The 20,800-nt window shown below is 71.7% G+C and carries 20 protein-coding genes; 10 read left to right on the top strand and 10 right to left on the bottom strand.

Features of this window, described 5'->3' with window-relative positions:
* Positions 1-58 precede the first annotated feature (58 nt).
* From ACFXOA_RS23995 to ACFXOA_RS23975, 5 genes are all read left to right on the top strand, one after another.
* Positions 59-1,693, top strand: coding sequence for a potassium/proton antiporter (locus ACFXOA_RS23995; protein ID WP_385032160.1), 1,635 nt, complete (start codon positions 59-61; stop codon positions 1,691-1,693).
* 340 nt (positions 1,694-2,033) lie between these two features.
* On the top strand, positions 2,034-3,317 hold the full coding sequence (locus tag ACFXOA_RS23990) for an MFS transporter (protein WP_385032158.1): 1,284 nt from the start codon (positions 2,034-2,036) through the stop codon (positions 3,315-3,317).
* 66 nt (positions 3,318-3,383) lie between these two features.
* Entirely contained in the window at positions 3,384-3,719 is a 336-nt protein-coding gene (locus ACFXOA_RS23985) for an FmdB family zinc ribbon protein (RefSeq protein ID WP_385032155.1), read from the top strand.
* Positions 3,720-3,799: 80 nt separating this feature from the next.
* Positions 3,800-4,648 carry an S-methyl-5'-thioadenosine phosphorylase gene (locus tag ACFXOA_RS23980; protein WP_385032153.1) on the top strand — a complete coding sequence of 283 codons (849 nt, stop codon included), beginning with the start codon at positions 3,800-3,802 and terminating at the stop codon, positions 4,646-4,648.
* 799 nt (positions 4,649-5,447) lie between these two features.
* Positions 5,448-6,083 (top strand): hypothetical protein, encoded by a 636-nt coding sequence (locus ACFXOA_RS23975; RefSeq protein ID WP_385032265.1) that lies wholly within the window; start codon positions 5,448-5,450, stop codon positions 6,081-6,083.
* A 22-nt stretch (positions 6,084-6,105) separates the two neighbouring features.
* Here the strand turns inward: ACFXOA_RS23975 and ACFXOA_RS23970 are convergent, their stop codons facing one another.
* The 6 genes from ACFXOA_RS23970 to ACFXOA_RS23945 are packed head-to-tail and all read right to left on the bottom strand — an operon-like array spanning position 6,106 to position 11,542.
* Entirely contained in the window at positions 6,106-6,333 is a 228-nt protein-coding gene (locus ACFXOA_RS23970; RefSeq protein WP_385032150.1) for a hypothetical protein, read from the bottom strand.
* Between the two features lie 21 nt (positions 6,334-6,354).
* Entirely contained in the window at positions 6,355-6,759 is a 405-nt protein-coding gene (locus ACFXOA_RS23965; RefSeq protein ID WP_385032147.1) for a hypothetical protein, read from the bottom strand.
* Positions 6,756-7,451 (bottom strand): ubiquinol-cytochrome c reductase iron-sulfur subunit, encoded by a 696-nt coding sequence (locus ACFXOA_RS23960; RefSeq protein ID WP_385032144.1) that lies wholly within the window; start codon positions 7,449-7,451, stop codon positions 6,756-6,758. The genes ACFXOA_RS23965 and ACFXOA_RS23960 overlap by 4 nt, the downstream gene beginning before the upstream one ends.
* A complete protein-coding gene (locus tag ACFXOA_RS23955) occupies positions 7,448-8,050 on the bottom strand; it encodes a 4Fe-4S dicluster domain-containing protein (protein ID WP_362540280.1) in 603 nt (200 codons plus the stop codon). The genes ACFXOA_RS23960 and ACFXOA_RS23955 overlap by 4 nt, the downstream gene beginning before the upstream one ends.
* A gap of 7 nt (positions 8,051-8,057) precedes the next feature.
* Positions 8,058-10,382, bottom strand: a complete 2,325-nt coding sequence (locus tag ACFXOA_RS23950; protein ID WP_385032139.1) for a molybdopterin oxidoreductase family protein — start codon at positions 10,380-10,382, stop codon at positions 8,058-8,060.
* Positions 10,379-11,542 (bottom strand): MFS transporter, encoded by a 1,164-nt coding sequence (locus ACFXOA_RS23945; protein WP_385032136.1) that lies wholly within the window; start codon positions 11,540-11,542, stop codon positions 10,379-10,381. The genes ACFXOA_RS23950 and ACFXOA_RS23945 overlap by 4 nt, the downstream gene beginning before the upstream one ends.
* A 163-nt stretch (positions 11,543-11,705) precedes the next feature.
* On the opposite strand from ACFXOA_RS23945, the gene ACFXOA_RS23940 reads away from it, so the two are divergent.
* The 3 genes from ACFXOA_RS23940 to ACFXOA_RS23930 all read left to right on the top strand — a co-directional run bounded on the left by ACFXOA_RS23940 (position 11,706) and on the right by ACFXOA_RS23930 (position 14,767).
* Entirely contained in the window at positions 11,706-12,821 is a 1,116-nt protein-coding gene (locus tag ACFXOA_RS23940; protein WP_385032133.1) for a P1 family peptidase, read from the top strand.
* A 131-nt stretch (positions 12,822-12,952) separates the two neighbouring features.
* Positions 12,953-13,699, top strand: coding sequence for a DUF6227 family protein (locus ACFXOA_RS23935; RefSeq protein WP_385032130.1), 747 nt, complete (start codon positions 12,953-12,955; stop codon positions 13,697-13,699).
* Between the two features lie 96 nt (positions 13,700-13,795).
* Positions 13,796-14,767 carry a helix-turn-helix transcriptional regulator gene (locus ACFXOA_RS23930; protein ID WP_385032127.1) on the top strand — a complete coding sequence of 324 codons (972 nt, stop codon included), beginning with the start codon at positions 13,796-13,798 and terminating at the stop codon, positions 14,765-14,767.
* A 132-nt stretch (positions 14,768-14,899) separates the two neighbouring features.
* Here the strand turns inward: ACFXOA_RS23930 and ACFXOA_RS23925 are convergent, their stop codons facing one another.
* Positions 14,900-15,901, bottom strand: coding sequence for an RNA polymerase sigma factor RpoD/SigA (locus tag ACFXOA_RS23925; protein WP_385032124.1), 1,002 nt, complete (start codon positions 15,899-15,901; stop codon positions 14,900-14,902).
* A 147-nt stretch (positions 15,902-16,048) separates the two neighbouring features.
* Between ACFXOA_RS23925 and ACFXOA_RS23920 the strand changes: the two genes are divergently transcribed.
* Entirely contained in the window at positions 16,049-16,627 is a 579-nt protein-coding gene (locus tag ACFXOA_RS23920) for a GNAT family N-acetyltransferase (protein WP_385032121.1), read from the top strand.
* On the opposite strand, the gene ACFXOA_RS23915 is transcribed toward ACFXOA_RS23920, so the two are convergent.
* Positions 16,575-17,357 carry a dioxygenase gene (locus ACFXOA_RS23915; protein ID WP_385032117.1) on the bottom strand — a complete coding sequence of 261 codons (783 nt, stop codon included), beginning with the start codon at positions 17,355-17,357 and terminating at the stop codon, positions 16,575-16,577. The two genes, ACFXOA_RS23920 and ACFXOA_RS23915, sit on opposite strands and share 53 nt — an antisense overlap.
* Before the next feature lie 212 nt (positions 17,358-17,569).
* Between ACFXOA_RS23915 and ACFXOA_RS23910 the strand changes: the two genes are divergently transcribed.
* Positions 17,570-18,082 (top strand): MarR family winged helix-turn-helix transcriptional regulator, encoded by a 513-nt coding sequence (locus tag ACFXOA_RS23910; protein WP_385032114.1) that lies wholly within the window; start codon positions 17,570-17,572, stop codon positions 18,080-18,082.
* A 75-nt stretch (positions 18,083-18,157) separates the two neighbouring features.
* On the opposite strand, the gene ACFXOA_RS23905 is transcribed toward ACFXOA_RS23910, so the two are convergent.
* Positions 18,158-19,687: an MFS transporter gene (locus ACFXOA_RS23905; RefSeq protein ID WP_385032111.1), complete on the bottom strand. Its 1,530-nt coding sequence runs from the start codon at positions 19,685-19,687 to the stop codon at positions 18,158-18,160.
* Positions 19,688-19,928: 241 nt separating this feature from the next.
* Positions 19,929-20,591 carry a TetR/AcrR family transcriptional regulator gene (locus ACFXOA_RS23900; protein ID WP_385032262.1) on the bottom strand — a complete coding sequence of 221 codons (663 nt, stop codon included), beginning with the start codon at positions 20,589-20,591 and terminating at the stop codon, positions 19,929-19,931.
* Positions 20,592-20,800 lie beyond the last annotated feature (209 nt).

The raw sequence follows: 20,800 nt of genomic DNA, 5'->3' as shown, positions 1-20,800 counted from the left end.
GACTGTCCACGCGCTCAACGAACTTCTGCTCGTCTGCTCGCTCGTCCTGCTGGTCGCCGTGGCGGCCGTACGCATCTCGTCCCGCAGCGGGCTCCCCAGCCTGCTCCTGTATCTCGGCATCGGGATCGTCATGGGGCAGGACGGCATCTTCGACGTCAGGTTCGACAACGCCGAGCTGACCCAGGTGATCGGCTACGCCGCCCTGGTCGTCATCCTGGCCGAGGGCGGTCTGGGCACGAAGTGGAAGGAGGTCCGGCCCGCCCTGCCGGCGGCCGCGGTGCTGTCGACGGCCGGTGTGGGCATCAGCGTGGGGGTCACGGCGAGCGCGGCGCACTACCTGGTGGGCCTCGACTGGCGGCAGGCCCTGATCATCGGGGCGGTGGTGTCGTCCACGGACGCCGCGGCGGTCTTCTCCGTGCTGCGGAAGGTTCCGCTCCCCTCCCGCGTCACCGGGGTCCTGGAAGCCGAGTCGGGCTTCAACGACGCCCCCGTGGTGATCCTGGTGGTGGCCTTCTCGGCCGCCGGGCCGGTGGAGCACTGGTACGTACTGGTCGGCGAGATAGCCCTGGAGCTGGCGATCGGCGCCGCGATCGGGCTGGCGGTGGGCTTCCTCGGCTCCTTCGGTCTGCGTCATGTGGCGCTGCCCGCCTCGGGCCTCTACCCGATCGCCGTCATGGCCATCGCGGTGTCCTCGTACGCCGCGGGCGCCATGGCCCACGGCAGCGGCTTCCTCGCCGTCTATCTGGCGGCTATGGTCCTCGGCAACTCCAAGCTGCCGCACTGGCCGGCCACCCGCGGCTTCGCCGACGGGCTCGGCTGGCTGGCACAGATCGGCATGTTCGTCCTGCTCGGACTGCTGGTCACCCCGCACGACCTCGTGGACGACTTCTGGCCCGCCATCGTCGTGGGGCTGGTGCTGACCGCCGTCGCACGGCCGCTGTCGGTCTTCATCAGCCTGGCACCCTTCCGGCTGCCGCACCGCGAGAAGGCCCTGATGTCGTGGGCCGGGCTGCGCGGAGCCGTCCCCATCATCCTGGCGACCATCCCCATGGTGTCCGGCATCGAGGGCAGCACCCGGGTCTTCAACATCGTCTTCGTGCTCGTGGTCGTCTACACCCTGATCCAGGGGCCCACCCTGCCGTGGCTGGCGAAGTCGCTGCACATCGCCGAGGACCCGTCGGAGGCGGCGGACCTCGGCATCGAGTCGGCGCCCCTGGAGCGGCTGCGCGGCCACCTGCTGTCCGTGGCCGTCCCCGGCAGGTCCCGGATGCACGGCGTGGAGGTCGCCGAACTGCGGCTGCCGGCGGGAGCGGCGGTCACCCTCGTCGTCCGCGACGGGAAGAGCTTCGTCCCCTCCCCCTCGACCGTGCTGCGGCACGGAGACGAACTGCTGGTCGTCGCGACCGACCCGGTGCGCGACGCGGCGGAGGCACGGCTGCGGGCCGTCGGCGAGGGCGGCAAGCTGGCCGGCTGGCTGGGCACGGGCGGCGGCGCCGCGAACGGCGGCCGCCGCTCCCCCTCCGCACAGCTGCTCAGCGGGCCGGTCAAGAAGCTGGGCAAGGGCGGCCGGCGCCGCGCGCGGACCGGCTCGGGCGGCGGGAACCGCACCGGAACCGGCACGGGGAGCGGGAACCGCGCCGCCGACGAGGACCGCGCCAAGGACGGCGCCGGCAGCGGCAGGGCCCACCACTGAACGGAGGCCACCGGTCGGGCGGATGTGGTGAATCACAGGTGCACGACCTACGGGACCTGTAACATGAAGGACCGGATCTCCTGATCCGCTCAAAACGCACTGGTCGGATTCCGATCCCATCGATCTGCATCCGGTCCGAACCTGATCGACCAACTCTGTCTGATGCAGAGCTGGCGCGACCGTATGGCGGTCGTGGCGTCCCTCGCCTTCGGAGCGAGCGCCCGGCATCTACCGCAGTTCCGCGCGAAGAGGACAGCTCTCGGCAGTTCCCCGCACGCCCGTCCCCCGGTGCCGTGCCCCAGGGGGAGCACGGCCACCAGGCGGCAGAAAGGCATGGACCGTGGCGTCCACGGTCTCCGACCGCCCCGGTTACGGGCAGTTGCTGCGCACCCCGGGTGCGTGGACCTTCCTTCTTCCGGGCTTCGCCGCCCGGCAGCCCTTCGCGATGCTGACCATGGGCATCGTGCTCCTGGTGCAGCACACCACCGGCTCGTACGGCAGTGCCGGCGCCGTGGCCGCCGTCTCCGGCGTCTCCATGGCCCTGTTCGCGCCGCAGAGCGGCCGGCTCGCCGACCGGTACGGCCAGCGTGCCGTGCTGCTGCCGGGCGTCCTGCTGCACGCCGTCTCCGTCGGCGTCCTCACGGCGCTGGCCCTGGCGGGCGCGCCCCTGTGGTCGCTGTTCGCGGCCGCGGTGCCCACCGGCGCCTCGATCCCGCAGATCGGCCCGATGGTGCGGGCACGGTGGGCGGCACTGCTCGGCGGCGCCCCGGGGCGGCCCGCGTCACCGCTGATGAGTACCGCGGCGGCCTTCGAGTCGGTGACCGACGAGTTCACCTTCGTCATCGGCCCCGTGCTGACGACGGCGCTGTGCACCGGCGTGCACCCCGCGGCCGGCCTCCTCGCGGAGGCAGGTCTGACGCTGCTGGGAGGCGTCCTGTTCGCCGCGCAGCGCTCCACCCAGCCGGCGCCCCGGAGCGCGGCCGCGACCGCGGCCGGGCCCCACCGCTCGGCGCTCTCCGTCCCTGGCGTCCGCGTCCTCGCGGTCACCTTCCTGGGCATCGGCGCCGTGTTCGGCGGGATGCAGGTCTCCCTGACGGCGTTCGCCGAGGAGATCGGGCACCCCGGGGTGAACGGCGTGCTGTACGGGGTCTTCGCGGCGGGCAACATGCTCGCCGGCATCGCGTGCGGCGCCATCGCCTGGAAGAGCGGCCCGCGCCGTCGGCTGATCGTCGGCTATCTGGCGCTGACGCTGACCGCGTCCGGGCTCTGGGCCGTGCACTCCGTACCGCTGCTCGCGGGTCTCGGGCTGCTGGTCGGGCTCTGCATCGCCCCGGCGCTGATCAGCGGGTACACCCTGGTGGAGTCGCTGGTTCCGGCGTCCGCCAGGACCGAGGCCTTCACCTGGCTCACCGGGGCGGTCGCCCTGGGACAGGCCGCGGCCGTCACGGTGGCCGGGCAGCTCGCGGACGCACACGGATCGGCCTTCGGTTTCATGGTGCCGATGGCCGGTACCGCGCTGGCCCTGGCCACCTTGCTGAGCCTGCGATCGCGGCTGGTCTCCCGCGCTTCCGGCCGGACGGTGGCACGTGGTATCGGTCACCGCGAGCCCGTCACGGTGGACTGATGGCTCGGAATACGTCAGTATGGAGCGTCGTTAGCACTCACTGAGTGAGAGTGCCAGGAGGAGCAAGTGCCGACCTATCAGTACCAGTGCACCGAGTGCGGCGAGGGCCTCGAAGCGGTGCAGAAGTTCACCGATGATGCCCTGACCGTGTGCCCGAACTGCGAGGGACGCCTCAAGAAGGTGTTCTCGGCCGTCGGCATCGTCTTCAAGGGATCCGGTTTCTACCGGAACGACAGCCGCGGCTCCTCGTCGAGCAGCTCGCCGGCCACGTCGTCCGCCAAGTCGTCGGAGTCGTCCTCCGGCTCGTCCTCGGCCAAGACGGAGTCGAAGCCCGCCGCTTCCGCGTCGACCTCGGCCTCCTCCTCGGCGTCCACGTCGTCGAGCAGCACGTCGGCCGCCTGACGCACCGCATACGTCTCACCCGGACCCCGCCGATCGACTCGGCGGGGTCCCGGTCGTAGGTGCCCCGCTAGTGTGACCGCATGGTGAACGCAGAAACGACGTCAGCGGAAATCGGTGTCATCGGCGGATCGGGCTTCTACTCCTTCCTGGAGGACGTGACCGAGGTCCAGGTGGACACCCCCTACGGGGCGCCGAGCGATTCCGTCTTCCTCGGTGAACTCGCCGGCCGCCGGGTCGCCTTCCTCCCGCGTCACGGCCGCGGTCACCATCTCCCGCCCCACCGGATCAACTACCGCGCCAACCTCTGGGCGCTGCGCTCCCTCGGCGTGCGCCAGGTCCTCGGCCCATGCGCCGTCGGCGGTCTGCGCCCCGAGTACGGGCCGGGCACCCTCCTCGTCCCGGACCAGATGGTCGACCGCACCAAGTCCCGTACGCAGACGTACTACGACGGTGAGGCCCGGGCCGACGGCACCCGGCCGAACGTCGTGCACCTCGGCTTCGCCGACCCGTACTGCCCCGAGGGCCGCAAGGCCGCGCTGGCGGCCGCACGCGGCCGGGACTGGGAACCGGTGGACGGCGGAACGCTCGTCGTCGTCGAAGGCCCCCGGTTCTCGACCCGCGCGGAGTCACGCTGGCACGCGGCGATGGGCTGGTCGGTCGTCGGGATGACGGGGCATCCCGAGGCGGTGCTCGCCCGGGAACTGGAGCTCTGCTACACCACGATGACCCTGGTGACGGACCTGGACGCGGGCGCCGAGGCCGGCGAGGGCGTCAGCCACGCGGAGGTCCTGGAGGTCTTCGCGGCCAACGTGGACCGACTGCGGTCGGTGCTCTTCGACGCCGTGGCCGCGCTGCCCTCGTCCGAGGAGCGGGCCTGCGTCTGCTCGCACGCCCTGGACGGTCTCGACACCGGGATCAAGCTGCCGTAGGCCGCACTCCTGAGGCATTGTCGAGGGCATGCCTCAGGAGCGGCATGTCGAAGGCATGCCGTAGACGCTTCGGAAGCGCCGCCGGGGCGCCTCGGGGAAGCGCGCCGGACCTCGCTGGTCGGGTGCACCCCCATCGGGCGCACCCCCATCGGGTGACCAGGTTTTCCACATCGCCCGGGTCGTCCACAGGCCCGGGCGGAGAATCGGCGAACGGTGGATGGTGAGGGGGAGTTCGGCGGGGAATCCGCGGGACTCCCCCTCGCGCGTGTCCAGGTCGGCTCCGGGCTCCCCCGGTGGCGTCCGCGGACGTTCCGGCGACGGGTGCCCTCGCTCATCCCCTCATCCGGTGGAGTCGGCCATGCCCCGTTCGGTGTTCCCTTCCATGTCCTGCGACCGTCCCTACGCGCCCTTCGGCCGTCCCGACGTGCCCTTCGCCCGTGGAGACGCGGCCTTCGTCCGTGGAGACGCGTTCGTCCGCTCCGACGGGCACTTCGGCCGTGCGGACGCGTTCGTCCGCTGCGACGCGCCTTCCGTCCGTGGAGACGCGTTCGTCCGCTGCGACGGGCCCCTCGGCCGTGCGGACGCGGCCATCGGCCGTGCGGACGCGGCCATCGGCCGTGCGGACGCGGCCATCGGCCGTGCGGACGCACGCGTCTCAGGTGCGGATGCGCACCTCTCGCATCTCGACGCGCCCGTCTCGCGCACGGGTGCCGTCTCACGCACGGGTGCGCCCGTCTCACGCACGGGTGCGCCCGAGTCGCGTCCCGAAGTGCCAGAGGTGCCCGCCGGCCGGGCCGAGGTGCCCGTCATCCGTTCTGACCCACCCAGGCCGTACGGAGTTCCGTCCTTCGGGCCCGTCCGTGTGCGCGGCGGGGGCGGCCGTCGCCTGCGGCGCCTGCTGCGCGGTCAGCGTCGGGCGCTGGCGGCCGGCTTCGCGTTGGCCTCGGCTGTGATCGCCGCGTCAGGGCTGGCCGACGGCCAGGGGACGGCCGCCGTGGCGGGCGACGGGCCACCGGGGCCGGAGCGCCGGACCGAACGGCTGGTCGCGGCCCCCGTGCGGATCGCCGACGCGGCGGCGGTCGGGCTGCTGCGGCCGGGCGACCGGGTCGATGTGATCGCCGCCCAGGAGGGCGGCACCGGTGCCGACGTGGTGGCGCGCGGTGCACGGGTGGTGGAGATCCCCGGTGGCGACGAATCCGGAAGCGGGGCGTACCCGGGGGGACCCTCCGGACCGGGGAGGGGTTCGGAGCGGACCGGCGGACCGGGCCCCGGGGCGCCTCCGCCCGGGTACCGCGCGTACGACTTCCCCGGCCCGGGGGCAGGCGAGGGAGCCCTGGTGGTCCTGTCCGTGGAGCGGGACACCGCCGCGGCCCTGGCCGGGGCCGGGGTGTCGGGACGGCTGGCCGTGGCGGTGTCCGATGCTGCGGAGGGGTGAGACCGGGCCGGCCCGCCGGGCATCAGACGTGGTGGGGCGGCTTCTCGTCGAGGAAACGTGCCAGGTCGGACGCGCCGCCGGCCGAGGGAGCCCGATCGCCCCAGCCCTGGTCCGTGTCGTCCGCGGACTGCCGGTCCAGCGGATCGTCGAAGACCAGAGCTGCAGGCCTGGGCCGCGACTGCTGCGCCGGCTGTTCCTGCGTCTGAGGCTGCTCCGGCTCTCGCGGTCCGGGGGTGGGGGCGGTACTCATGTCTCCAGGGTAAGGCCGGTATCAGCGGTCCTCGGGGTCCAGCAGCCAGAGCCCCAGCACCACGAGGAAGGACAGGCACAGGAAGCCCGCACCCCACCACGCGGTGCCCGTCTCGCCCTCCATCCACAGGTTGACGACCTCGGACAGGGCCCACAGCTGACCGATCACCACGCTGAGCGCCAGCGCGAGCCTTGCCGTCAGCTTCGAGGAGCGCTCGGGTTCCTGCTCCGCGCCGGCTCCGGGGCCGGGGCCGGTGTGGCGGACCCGTGGATCGGCGTAGCCGCTGGTCGGCCGGATCTGGGGGTAGCGCTCGTGGACCGGCCTGTTCAGCTCCGCCCGCGCGCTCCCCGGCCGGTAGTCGGGGTACGCCGATCCGGTCGGCTCCGGGGGGCGCGGAGGCTCGACCGGTTCGAGTGGCTCGGTCATGACCGCCTCGCCGGCCCGGTGGCGTCGGCAGGACCGGGTCCGGGCGGTGCCTCGGCACCGCCTCCGGTGCCGGGGCAGCCGATGCGGTCGGCGAGGTCGGGGCGGTCCGCGCGAAGCTGCCGGCACAGCCCCTCTTCGAGGCTCTCCCCCGAGCGGGTCGTGCCGACGGCCCAGATACTTCCGTCGTCCAGTTCGGTCAGCGCCACCTTCGGCAGCCCGCGGGGCGGCGGCCCGGCGGTGACCTCACCGGTGCGGGCGTCGAAGACGCCTTCGTGGCAGGGGCAGTACAGCTCGCCCTCGGTCCCCCGGTCCCTGCGCCACAGCACCGCACAGGCCAGGTGGGTGCAGACGGCGGAGTACCCCACGAGTGTGCCGTCGTCCATCCGCACGGCGACCGCCCTGTCCTCCTCGCCCGGGTATCGGAAGGCGAGGGATTCGCCGGGAAGCAGCCGGTCCGCGATCTGCTTCGGCTGGGGCGCCTTGCCGTCCTCGGTGTCGCCGTGCCGGTGGAGGATGCCTCCGGCCACGGCCAGCCCGCCGACGGCGAGACCCCCGGAGACGGTGGCGACGATCCGGAGGTAGTCCCGCCGGGTGGTGAGCGAGTCCGCGGCGATCCGGTCGTGCAACGCCTCACGCGGGTCGCCGCCGGAGCCGGGGTCCCGCCCGGGCTGCTGCTGGTCGGTGACGCTCATCGGCGGACGTCCTTCCCGTTGATCTCGACGACGGGGAGCCCGCCGGGCACCGGCCACTGGACCCTCTCGGCGGGTACGACCATGGCGACGCCCGTGCGGACCTCGCTCTCGCCGAAGACGAATGTGTCGGCGACCTGGACTCCGGGGCGTTCCGCCTGGAGTTCCTCGACGGTGCCGTAGAAGAGGGCCCCGGTAGGGCAGACCGTGGCGCACATCGGGGCGAGTCCGTATGCGGTGCGGTCGTAGCAGAGGTTGCACTTCAGCTGGAGCTTCGCCTCCAGGTCGATCTTCGGTACGCCGAAGGGGCAGGCGTTGACGCAGTTCGCGCAGCCGATGCAGCGGGTGGTGTCGGCCTGCTGCACGACTCCGTCGGCGGTGACCAGGATGGCGTCCGCGGGGCAGACCTCGGCGCAGGGGGCCACCGGGTCCTCGCAGTGCATGCAGACGGTGGGGAGGGAGGCTACGGAGGAGCCCTCGTCGGTGTAGTCGAGGTGGATCATCGACTTGCCGCGGTGCGAGTCGCACTCCCGGCACGCCGAGACACAGGCCTGACAGCCGATGCAGCGCCCCGGGTCGATGAAGATCGTTCTGCCCATCATCCGGGCATCAGCTCCTTTCCGAGGTGCCGCGGCCCTGCGGGGCCGTGGGCGGCAGTGGGTCGGTACGGGAGACCTGGGTCTCGGGATAGGCGGTGTGGCCCGGTGCGACCGGGGGTGCGGGGACCTCGTCGATCGCCTCGGCGTGCTCGATGCGGCAGGCACAGACCTTGTACTCAGGGATCTTCGAGCGGGGGTCGAGGGCATCGATGGTGAGGGCGTTGGCCGCGGTGGGGAAGGGCCAGTGATAGGGGATGAACACCGTGTCCGGGCGGATGGCCTCGGTGACGAGGGCGGGGAAGATCTCGCTCCCGCGCCGTGTGACGACGCGGACGGGTTCACCGTTGCGGAAGCCGTGCGAGGGGTGGACCTCGGCCCAGGGCCGCGGCGTCTGCTCGACGAGGGCGCCCAGTCTGCGGGTCTGGTTGCCCGAGAGGAAGTGGGCGACGGTGCGTCCGGTGGTCAGCGTCATCGGATGCTCGTCGTCGTACGGGTCCGCCGGCGGGTGCCACTCGACGACCTGCATATGGATCTTGCCGTCGGCGTGGTAGGTCCGGCCGTCCTCGAACAGCCTGGGGGTTCCCGGGTGGTCGGTGGACGGGCAGGGCCAGGAGATCCCGCCCGTCTCCTCGAGGCGTTCGTAGGTGATGCCCGAGTAGTCGATGATCGTGCCCGCCGACGCGACGCGGAGTTCGTCGAACACGTCGCGGGAGCCCTGGAAGGCGAATTTGTCCCCCGCGCCGAGGCGGCGGGCGAGCTCGCACATCACCCAGGTGTCGGTCCGCACCCCGGCCGGTGGCTCCTGCGCCTTGTTGTGCTTGATGACCCTGGCCTCGGCGTTGGCCATCACCCCCTCGTCCTCGGCCCAGCTGGTGACGGGGAAGACGACGTGCGCGTTGGCCGCCGTCTCGGAGAGGAAGAAGTCGAACTGGGCGTGGAACTCCGTGGCGTCGTACCCGTCCTTGACGACCGCGTAGTTGGGGAGGGACACGAAGGGGTTGTTGCAGATGCCGATCAGGCCGCGGATCTCGCGGCGCTGCATCTGCCAGACCATCTCCATCATCGACGTACCGGCGGCGGGGAGTTCGGACTCGTCGATGCCCCAGATCTCGCTGATCTGCCGGCGGTGGTCCTCGTTGAGGATCGAGCGCCCGCCGGGCAGCAGGTCGGCCTTCTGCCCGTGCTCGCGGCCGCCCTGGCCGTTGCCCTGGCCGGTGAGGGTGCCGTAGCCGGCTCCGGGTTTGCCGATGTGGCCGGTGGCCGTGCAGAGGTTGATCACACTGAGGCAGTTCTCGACGCCCTGTGTGTGGTGTTCGATACCCCGGGCGTGCCAGGCCATGGCCTTGGGGGCGCGGGCGAACGCGCGGGCCACCTGGACGACCTGCTCCGCGGGGATGCCGCAGATCTCGGCCGCCCGGGAAGGCGGGTACTGCGCCGCGTTGGCCTTGACCTCCTCCCAGCCGGTGGCGTGCTCCGCGAGGTAGGTCTCGTCTGTGAGGCCTTCCTCGACGACCACGTTCAGCACCGCGTTGAAGAAGGCCGAGTCGGTCCCCGACTTGAGCGCGACATGGATGTCCGCCGTACGGGCGACGGCGGTCTCACGCGGATCGACCACGATCAACGTCGCTCCGCGGTCCCGGGCGCCCCATACGTACTGGGTCAGCACGGGGAAGCATTCGCCGACGTTGGCCCCGGCGAGCAGCAGGCAGTCGGTGAGCAGGATGTCGGAGAACGGGTTCCCGGCCCGGTCGATGTTGAAGGCGAGCTTGTTGGCGCCGGCCGCGCTGACCATGCAGAGCCGGCCGTTGTAGTCGACGTGCCGGGTCTTCAGCGCGACGCGGGCGAACTTGCCGACGAGGTAGGTCTTCTCCGAGAAGAGGCTCGCCCCGCCGAGCACGCCGAACGCGTCCCGCCCGTGCTCCTCCTGGATGCGTCTGATCTCGGAGACGGTGAAGTCGAGTGCCTCGTCCCAGGAGACCTCGCGCAGCTCCTCGTCGCGGGAGCGGCGCATGAGGGGTGCGGTGAGCCGGTCCGGGTGGTTGACCTGCTGGTACGCGTTGATGCCCTTGGGGCAGAGGCGCATGCGGTTGATGTCGTGGTTGCGGGGCTCGACGCCGAAGACCTTGCCGCCCCGGTCCACCCGGAGGTACATCCCGCACTGGACGCCGCAGAAGCAGCAGTGGGTGGGGACGAGTGTCTCGCCGTTCTGGTCGGCGTGCCACCGGTCCGCCGGGATGCCGCCCGCGTCCCTGAATCCGCGGGTCCCGGGCGGGGCCATGGAGGGGTCGAGAGGCAGGAGTGTCCGGCCGTCGGCCGAGCGTGGTTCCGCGGTCACTTGAAGCCCTTCTTGACCTGGGTGAGATAGGCGTTGCCACGCAGCACCCGCTTGCAGCGCGGGCAGTACTCGGCCCATGCGTCGAAGCCGAGTTCGAGGTCGCGCATGGTGCCGCGCAGGTTCTCGACGTACGGGCCGGTGTCGATGGGTTCCTCGCACCGGCGGCATGCGAAGACCTCGTCGTCCTGGCGTCCGGTGTACTTGAAGAGCTGCATGCCGACCGCCGCCGGGCGCTGCACGATGTGGAAGAACTTCCCGAAGGGGATGTAGATCAGGGTGAACACCACCGAGACCATGTGGAGGATGGCGAGGAACTCGTAGCCTCCGCCGTGCAGGAAGATCGAGGAGAAGGTGAGCAGCAGGCCGGTGACGGAGACGATGATCAGCGCGAGCAGCGGCACGAGGTCGTAGGCGAAACGCTGTCCGGTGATCGCCCCGCGGTCCTTCATCCGGCGCCAGAGGAAGTACCCGGCGCCCGGGATGACGAGCACCGCGGCGATGTCCAGGCCGTGGAACATCAGCCAGCCGATGAAGTTCAGCGAGTCGAAGCCCAGGATCTTGACGCCCCAGATGCGCATCTCGTAGCCGGGGCCGGATCCGCTGCCGGAGGTGAAGGTGAACCAGCCCCAGGTCAGGGGGAAGGTGATCAGCGCGGCGAGGATGCAGCCCCAGAAGATCAGCTGATGGGCGATCCAGCGTCCGTGTGAGCGTGCCCCGAGGAACTTCTGGAAGCCCAGGTACGTCGCGATCATCTTCGGCAGGGCGGTGGGTGCCCTGCGGAAGTTCTCGGCCGAGAAGAGGCTGGCCCAGCCGTTCTTGAAGAGGCGGCGTGCACCCGGCGCCGAGACCCAGACCGTGTAGCGGTAGGCGACGCCGAAGGCGAGGAAGACCGTGGCGACGGCGTAGGGCAGGAGCGCCGAGTCGAAGTCGCGCAGCAGGCGGCTGCCGAGCACGATCGCGAGGATCAGCAGGGCGGAGACGACTGCTCCGGCCAGGGCGGCGCGGCCGGACACCGACCGGGGGAGTCTTTCGGACGCTCTCGCGACGGCGGTGGGAAGCCGGCCTGACGGGCGCGTGCCGGAGCCCGTGGCGGTGCCCGCGCGTGCCGCGGGCTCGGACTGCTCGGCTTCGGTGGCGGGCGGCTCTGATGGCTCGGTCACCCGGCCACCGTAAGGCGGAAAAGTACTATTGGTCCGCTTTTGTCCACCGGTCGTGTGAGCGAGTCGCCCGGAGGGTCACCTGCCGCGCCACGACCCGGCCCGGTCCGACGGGCGGCACCTGTACGTTCGCCGTACACGGCAATCGCGCCCGGAGGAGCCTTTGATGACCGAGGAACTGCCCGCGCCAGGACCGCTGGACGCTCTGACGGACGTGGCGGGGATCCGGGTCGGCCACGCCGAGGTGGCGGGCGAGGGCGCATTGAGCGGCACCACCGTCGTCCTCGCCCCGGAGGGCGGCGCGGTGGCGGCCGTGGACGTCCGGGGCGGCGGCCCGGGCACCCGGGAGACGGATGCCCTCGACCCGCGCAACCTGGTGCAGCGCATCGACGCCGTCGTCCTGACGGGTGGCAGCGCGTACGGGCTCGACGCGGCGTCAGGCGTCATGGCCTGGCTGGAGGAGCAGGGGCGCGGCGTGCGCGTGGGCCCGGATCCCGCCCAGGTGGTGCCGGTGGTCCCGGCCGCCTGCCTCTTCGATCTGGGCAGGGGCGGCGACTGGCGGGCCCGCCCCGACGCCTCGACGGGCCGGGCCGCGGCCGAGGCCGCCGCCGCGTCCGGGCCGGGTGCGCGGGTCGCCGAGGGCACGGTGGGCGCCGGTACCGGCGCGGTCGCCGGACGGCTCAAGGGCGGGGTCGGATCCGCCTCCGTGCGACTGCCCTCCGGGGTCACCGTCGCCGCACTGGCGGTCGTCAACGCGGCGGGCTCCGTCGTCGATCCGGCGACCGGGGTGCTGTACGGGGAGTACGGCGCCGGCCGTCCGCCGGTGCCGCCGGAGCCGGAGGTGCACGAGGCGGCCTGCCGGCGCCTGGACGAGATCGCGGGCGCGCGTCCCGCCCGGGACGCGGACGCCCGGGAGGAAGGGGCGTCCGGCGGTGTCTTCAACACCACGATCGCCGTCGTCGCGACAGACGCGGAACTCACCCGCGCGCAGGCGCAGAAGCTCGCGGGCACGGCGCACGACGGGCTGGCGCGCGCCGTGCGGCCGGTGCACCTGCTCACGGACGGGGACACCGTGTTCACGCTCTCCACCGGGGCCCTGCCGCTGCCGGGCGAACCGGTCGCCGCGCTCAACGGCATCCTGGCGGCCGGAGCCGACACACTGGCGCGTGCGGTGGTGAAGGCCGCCAGGGCGGCCTCCGGGGTCGACGGCCCCGGCGGGGCCTTCCCCTCCTACAGCGAGCTCTACGGTGCTCCCCCGGGCGCCCGGGAAGCTCTTGCGTGAGACCGCTCGCGGAGCCGGGAACTTTCTGCGTGCGCGGTACGTTTTTCGCGAACCCCGGTCACGATGTCAGACCCAGGGACTACGTTATGCACGCATCAGGTAACACGCGGCAACGGCCTGGAGACAGCACCTTGAGCGATCCGTACGAGACAACCGAGCAACACCTCGAGCGACTCCTGCGATGCGCCCTCAACTCCTTCGACCTCTCCGACACCACCATCGACCGCCTCGGGTCGGCGCTGGCGCACAGCAGCGCCCTCCACTCGTCCCACCACAGCGCCGTACTGCACCGTGAGACCTACCGGCACACCTATCTGCTCTCCGACGGCACTGCGCTCACCCTCTGGGAGCTGGTGCACTGCGGCGGCAGGGACGTCCCGGCACCCCGCCGGCACGAGGTGTACGACGACGAGGGAGACGCACGGCTCGCCGCGGCCCGACTGGCCGGCAGCCTGTGGGACACCCCCGCCCTCGGCGACGACAGCCTGCGGGAGGATCTGGAGGCACTCACCCTGCTGATGACCGTCCCCCCGGCACCGCTGCCCCGGATGTACGCCCCGGACAACTCGGCCGACCACGCCCGCCGCGTGCTTCGCCGCGCGGAGAACGGCGACCGGCCGGGAGACGGCACGGCCCGGCTGCTGCGCGCCGCCTTCGCGCACCACATCACCCAGGTCTTCGGCCGCCAGTACCAGGTCGACGGGCGCGACGCCGGCTTCACGCTCTACGAACACGCCTTCCTCCTGCTGGACGGCACGGAGACGAGCCTCTGGGAGGTCGAGCACACGGCCACGCCCGACGGCCGCCACATGTGCGAGGTCTACGACGAGGAGAGCGCCGCCAGACTGGCGATGGAGAACCGCACCAGGATCGGCTGAGCCCGTCAGCGCCACCGTCCCCGATCCGGCCGCACCGAGACCTCCGGTTCTCCCATGCGGCCGGTTCCTGACCTCGATGAGCGGCATCCTGGGCGCATGACGGACACCCCGGCACGACTTCTGCGTCTGCTCTCGCTGCTCCAGACTCCGAGGGAATGGCCCGGCCCCGAGCTGGCCGCACGACTGGAGGTCAGCCCGCGCACGGTACGCAGGGACGTCGACCGGCTCAGGGGTCTCGGGTATCCCGTAGAGGCCTCACGCGGCTCCGTGGGCGGCTACCGGCTGGTCGCGGGCACCGCCATGCCTCCCCTCCTGCTGGACGACGAGGAGGCCGTGGCCATCGCCGTCGGCCTCCGGGCCGGGGCGGGGCACGCCATCGAGGGGGTGGACGAGGCGTCCGTCCGGGCGCTGGCCAAGCTGGAGCAGGTGCTGCCGTCCCGGCTGCGGCACCGGGTCTCCGCCCTGCAGCACGCCACGGTCGCGCTCACCCGGGGCGACGGTGCGACGATCGCCCCGCGCACCCTCACGGCGATCGCGTCGGCCGCCACCGCCCGGGAGACGCTGCGCTTCGGCTACCGGGCCGCGGACGGCACGGGGTCGAAGCGGCTGACCGAGCCCTACCGGCTGGTCAGTACGGGCAGCCGCTGGTATCTCATCGCCTACGACCTGGACCGCGAGGACTGGCGCACGTTCCGGGTGGACCGACTGAGCGAGCCCTTCGCCACGGGTGCCCGCTTCACCCCGCGCGCTCTCCCCGCCGGGAGCGAGGACGCGGGCGAGCTGCTGGGGCGGACGATGTCGGTCGCCCAGCCGGCCTGGGACGTCGACGTGGCGTTCGAAGGGCCGGCTTCGGTCCTCGCGGACCGGCTGCCCACGGAACTCGGGCCGCTGGAGCCCACCGGCGACCACACCTGCCGGCTGCGGACGCGGACGTCGAATTCCCTGGAGTGGGTGGCCCTGCGGCTCGCCCTGGCGGACTGCGCCTTCGAGGCCCATGGACCACCCGCGCTGGTGGAGCGCCTCGCCACCCTCGGCGCCCGTCTCACCCGGGCCGCATCGAGCACCTGAGGCCCGCCGGAGAAAGGGATGAGCCCCGGCGCCGGGGGGGGTGGGCGCCGGGACTCAGTTCGGGGGACCGGCGGCAGGCCGGTCGTCGGGCCGGTGCGAACCGGCGTTAAGGGGAGATTACGGGTTATCGGCTCATGCCGCAGCATCAAAGCCCGTGTCGTGAGCCATTCGCTTCAATTCGAGCAGCGCGTGCTTCTCGATCTGGCGGATCCGCTCGCGGGTGAGGCCGTGCTGCTTGCCCACCTCGGTGAGGGTCCGCTCACGGCCGTCCTCGATCCCGTAGCGCATCTTGATGATGGAGGCGGTGCGGTTGTCGAGCTTGCCGATCAGGTCCTCGAGCTCCTCGCTGCGCAGCAGCGTCATCACGGACTGCTCGGGCGAGACGGCGGATGTGTCCTCCAGCAGGTCCCCGAACTGGGTGTCGCCGTCGTCGTCCACGGACATGTTGAGGCTGACCGGGTCACGGGCCCAGTCGAGGACGTTGCCCACGCGCTCGGCGTTCGATCCGAGCTCCTCGGCGATCTCCGCGTGCTCCGGGTCCCGCCCGTGCTCGCGGTTGAACTCACGCTGCACACGCCGGATACGTCCGAGCTCCTCCACGAGGTGCACGGGGAGGCGGATCGTGCGCGACTGGTCGGCGATGGAGCGGGTGATGGCCTGGCGGATCCACCACGTGGCGTACGTCGAGAACTTGAAGCCCTTGGCGTAGTCGAACTTCTCGACCGCGCGCACCAGGCCGGCGTTCCCTTCCTGGATCAGGTCGAGGAGGGGCAGGCCCGCCCTGGGGTAGCGCCTGGCCACGGCAACGACGAGGCGGAGGTTGGAACGGATGAATATGTCCTTGGCGCGCTCGCTCTCGGCGACCAGCGCTTCCAGCTCCTCACGCGTCGCCCCGCCCGCGTCGCTCTCCACCTCGCCGTCGAGGATCTGCCGGGCGTAGACGCCCGCCTCGATCGTCTGGGAGAGCTCGACCTCCTTGGCGGCGTCGAGCAGCGGAGTGCGGGCGATCTCGTCCAGGTACATGCCGACCAGGTCGCGATCGGCGATCTCCCCGCCCCCGGCGCGAACACTGCTTGCCCGGTCGGTCCCGCCGGTGCTGGCGGACGAACGACGGGCGACGGCACGGGTTGCCATGCGTGCTCCCTTGCTGAGTAGGTCGCGACACCCTTTCGGGTGCCCTGCATCCGATGGAAACAACGACTGGAATCCGGACAGAATTCCCACGGGGACCATTCACTTTCGAGATCATGCAGTACCCTGTCGGCCCCAACGCGAGGACAGATGGTGCAGATACCCACAGAAGTGCAGGTCAGGGCTGGCGTGGAAGCCGATCTGACGGCTCTCACGAACATCTACAACCACTACGTCCGTGAGACCGCCCTCACATTCGACACGGTCGCGTTCACCCCGGACGCGCGGCTCCCCTGGCTGCGCTCCCACCCGGAAGACGGCCCCCACCGGCTCCTGGTTGCTCTGAACCCGGATACCCGGCACGACGCGCCGCATGTCCTCGGTTATGCCACCAGCAGCCCCTTCCGCCCCAAGCCGGCGTACAGCACCTCTGTCGAGGTGAGTGCCTACTGCGCGCCGGAGGCCACCGGGCGCGGCATCGGCACCCTGCTCTACAAGGCGCTGTTCGAGGCCCTGGCCGCCGAGGACATCCACCGCGCCTACGCGGGCATCGCGCAGCCCAACGAGCCTTCGGTCCGCCTCCACACCGCCTTCGGCTTCCGCCACATCGGCACGTACACGGAGGTGGGCCGGAAGTTCGGCCGGTACTGGGACGTCGCCTGGTACGAGAAGGAGCTCAGCCGAACTGCACCGAGCGCTTCGCCAGACCCATCCAGAAGCCGTCGATGACGCTGCTCGCCTGATCGAGGTCGCCCTCCGCGGCGCCGAGCGTGACGAACAGCGGGGCGAAGTGCTCGGTGCGCGGATGCGCGAGCCTGCCCGCGGGCGAGGCGTGCTCGAAGTCCAGCAGCGAGTCGACGTCCTGGGCCAGCAGCGCCCGGTGCCCCCAGTCGTCGAACTCCGCCGACCAGCCCGGGGTGCCGCCGCCGGCGTGCCTCAGAGCGGCCAGGTTGTGGGTGAAGAACCCGCTGCCGACGATCAGCACACCCTCGTCGCGCAGCGTGGCGAGCTTCCGCCCGATGGCCATCAGCTTCTGCGGGTCGAGGGTCGGCATCGAGATCTGGAGCACGGGGATGTCCGCGGCGGGGAACATCTCGACCAGCGGCACGTACGCCCCGTGGTCCAGCCCTCGGTCGGGGATGTCCTGGACCGGGGTGCCGGCGCCGCGCAGGAGCTTGCGGACGTCGTCCGCCAGCTTCGGGGCGCCCGGAGCGGCGTAACTTACCGTGTAGTAATGCTCGGGGAATCCCCAGAAGTCGTAGACCAGCGGCACCGCCTCGGTCGCGCCGAGGGCGAGCGGGGCCTCCTCCCAGTGGGCGGAGACCATCAGGATCGCCTTGGGGCGCGGCAGCCCTGCCGACCAGGCGGCCAGCTCTCCGGGCCAGACCGGGTCGTCGGCGAGCGGAGGAGCGCCGTGGGAGAGGTAGAGGGCGGGCATACGGTCCGCGGTGGCTGTCATGGCACTCCCATTCCCGGACTGGTCAAGGTATGTGTGTTCCGTACAAGTACCGGGCATCCGCGCCTGCGGGCGAGGGGAACGGGCGGTCCCGGGAGATCAGGCGGACGCATCGGCCTCCCGGACCGGTTCGCCGCCCAGTCCTTGAAACTTCAAGGTCCAACCCCCCGAGACCTTAGCTCTATCTAGTTCAACTTTCAAGAAAAGGTCGTACAGTGGAGTACATGACCACGGCATCCCCCGGCGGGCCCCGGTGGCTCTCCGACGAAGAGCAGAGCGTGTGGCGCGCGTACCTCCACGCCACCACGCTCATGGAGGACCACCTCGACCGCCAGTTGCAGCGCGACGCGGGCATGCCGCACATCTATTACGGACTACTGGTCCACCTCTCCCAGGCGCCCCGGCGCCGGAAGCGCATGACCGAGCTGGCCAAGGACGCCAAGATCACCCGCTCCCGCCTCTCGCACGCCGTCGCACGGCTCGAGAAGAGCGGCTGGGTCCGCCGTGAGGACTGCCCCTCCGACAAGCGCGGCCAGAACGCGGTGCTCACCGACGAGGGCTACGAGATGCTGGCACGGTCCGCACCGGGGCACGTCGAGGCCGTACGGCAGGCGATGTTCGCCCGGCTCACACCCCAGCAGGTGTCGTCCCTCGGCGAGATCATGCAGGTCATCGCAACCGGCCTCCAGCCGGAGGGCACGGACGCGGATCTGCCCTGGCTCCGCTGAGCGGAACCAGGGCAGAGGGAGGACGGGCCGGGGAGGCCGCCGCGCGTCATGCGCGGGCGGCCCGCGGCGCCCGGGTCAGTGTGCGACGACCGGGATCCTGAACTCGTCCTCGGAGCCGTCCACCGGCTCCCCCGCCCCACCGGACGGGCCGGCCGTACCGGCGCCCGGGCGTCCGGTGTTGATCAGCGTCACGGCGATCGCCGAGGCGACGACCAGGATGCCGACGGCCCACCAGATGGCGGCGGCGAAGCCGCTGACCATGGCCTGCAGCTGGAGCAGCTTCGGGTCGCTCGCACCGGCGGCGTGGTCGGCGATGTACGCGGTGGTGGCACCGGCCGCGATGGTGTTGAGCAGTGCGGTGCCGATGGCGCCGCCGACCTGCTGCGAGGTGTTCACCATCGCGGAGGCCACACCCGCGTCACGCGGTTCGATGCCGTGCGTGGCCAGCGACATCGCCGGCATGAACGCGGTACCCATACCCAGGCCGAGCAGCAGCTGCGCCGGCAGGATGACGGCCGCGTAGGAGGTGTCGATGTCCAGCTGCGTCAGCAGGAGCATGCCGGACGCCGCGAGCAGGAAGCCCGGGCCCATCAGCAGCCGCGGCGGGACGCGGGTCATCAGACGGGCACCGATCTGCGTGGAACCGGTGATCATGCCCACGATCATCGGCATGAACGCGAAGCCGGTCCTGACCGGCGTGTAGCCCTTCACGACCTGGAGGTAGTACGTCAGGAAGAGGAAGAGCCCGAACATCGCGATGATCGCGAGGCCCAGCGAGAGGTAGACGCCCCCGCGGTTGCGCTCGGTCAGGACGCGCAGCGGCAGCAGCGGGGACTTCACCCGGGACTCGGTGACGACGAAGGCGAGCAGCAGGACGCCGGCGGCCACGAACATGCCGATGGTCAGCGAGTCCGACCAGCCGGCCGACTCGGCACGGGTGAAGCCGTACACCAGCGAGACGAGACCCAGCGTGGACAGGACGACACCGGGGATGTCGAGCGGCGAGCGGTTGCGGCCGCCGGCCGGCTCACGGATGACCAGCCAGGCGCCCACGGCGGCGACGATCGCGAACGGGATGTTGACGAAGAAGGTCCAGCGCCAGTTCAGGTACTCGGTCAGGAAGCCGCCCAGGATCAGGCCGACCGCGCCACCGCCACCGGCGATGGCCCCGTAGATACCGAAGGCCTTCGCCCGCTCCTTGGCGTCGGTGAACATCACCGCGAGCAGGGACAGGGCGGCGGGCGCGAGCAGCGCGCCGAAGACGCCCTGCAGGGCGCGCGAGCCGAACATCATGGCCTCGCCCTGGGCCGCGCCGCCGAGCGCGGAGGCGGCGGCGAAGCCGATCAGGCCGACCACGAAGGTCCGCTTGCGGCCCCACAGGTCGGCGATGCGGCCACCGAAGAGCAGGAGGCCACCGAAGGCGAGGGCGTAGGCCGTGATGACCCACTGCTTGTTGCCGTCGGAGATACCCAGGTCCGTCTGGGCGGACGGCAGGGCGATGTTCACGATCGTCGCGTCGAGCACGACCATCAGCTGGGCGAGGGCGATGAACGCCAGCGCTTTCCAGCGACCGGGATCAGGGACGGTGCCGGTTGTTTTCGACATGGGAATAGCCACCTAGGGGCACGAGGAGTCACCGGTCCGGCGTGCGGGGCGCGCGCAGCCACCCGTACGGGACCGGAAGGGCAGGAGGTACCGGCGCCGGGACCTGTTTCAGGTCCGGCCCGGCGGCAGGGACGGAGCGGCCGTGCGGGGCCGCGCCATCTGCGGTCGGGAAGGGATCGCGGTCGGGTCGGACGGCCCGTCGGGCCGGGGCTGTGGGTGTCGGTTCTCCGGTGCGCGGACGTCAGCGCCCGCTGCGCAGGACCTCCAAGGTCGCCGCCGATCCGGGCAGCTCGGAGCGGGCCGGGGCTTCCAGGCCGTCCAGGAAGAGCTGCAGATGACGGTGGGTGAACCGGTCGATGTCCGGGCAGGCGATGCCGGGCAGCGGCCGGGTGAGCTGGGACAGGGCGACGAGTACGTCACCGACGGCGATGTCGGTGCGCAGCCTCCCCGCGGACATGGCGCGCTCCACGAGCCCTTCGACGGCCTCTTCGAGGCGACGGCGCTCGGCGAGCAGTTCTGGGTGGTCCGTGTCGAAACCGCCGGACAGCATCGGGCACAGAGCGCCGATCCGCTCGTCGGCGGCCGCGTGCACGAAGCGGCTCAGCGCGGCGAACGGGTCGGACTCGGCCGCGACGGCCTCCTCCACCCGGTCGGTGGTGCGGGAGGTGACGGCCAGGACGACCTCGTGGACCAGGGCGGCCCGGTCGGGGAAGTTCCGGTAGAGCGTGGCGTTGCCGACTCCGGCGCGCCGCGCGACCTCGTCGAGGGGCACGTCGGGCCCGAACTCGACGAACATCTCGCGCGCTGCCGCCACGATCCGCTCCCTGTTGCGCAGCGCGTCCGCCCGCGGGCGGGGGGCACGGCGCTGCGCGGCGCAGGGGGCGGTTCCGGCGACGGATTCCACGGCCACGGTCCTTCCCTTCCGGTGAGTGTCCCGGCCTCCGGCGCGAACCGGGGACCGTATCCCCGTTTCGCCGGGGACACAGGTTCAAACGGGGAAGCCCTCCCCGGTTATTTCCCGCCCCGTTGTGACGTGGGCCACACAATCCTGGGCGCCGGAATTTCCCCCCATCGGCGCACCCCGCAGGCGGTCCCCCGCCACCCGGCAGAGGC

This window comes from Streptomyces sp. NPDC059166, assembly GCF_042755185.1.
Classification (GTDB): Bacteria; Actinomycetota; Actinomycetes; order Streptomycetales; family Streptomycetaceae; genus Streptomyces.
The sequence above is the reverse complement of the archived record's forward strand: the minus strand, read 5'-3'. Positions and strand labels throughout refer to the sequence as shown.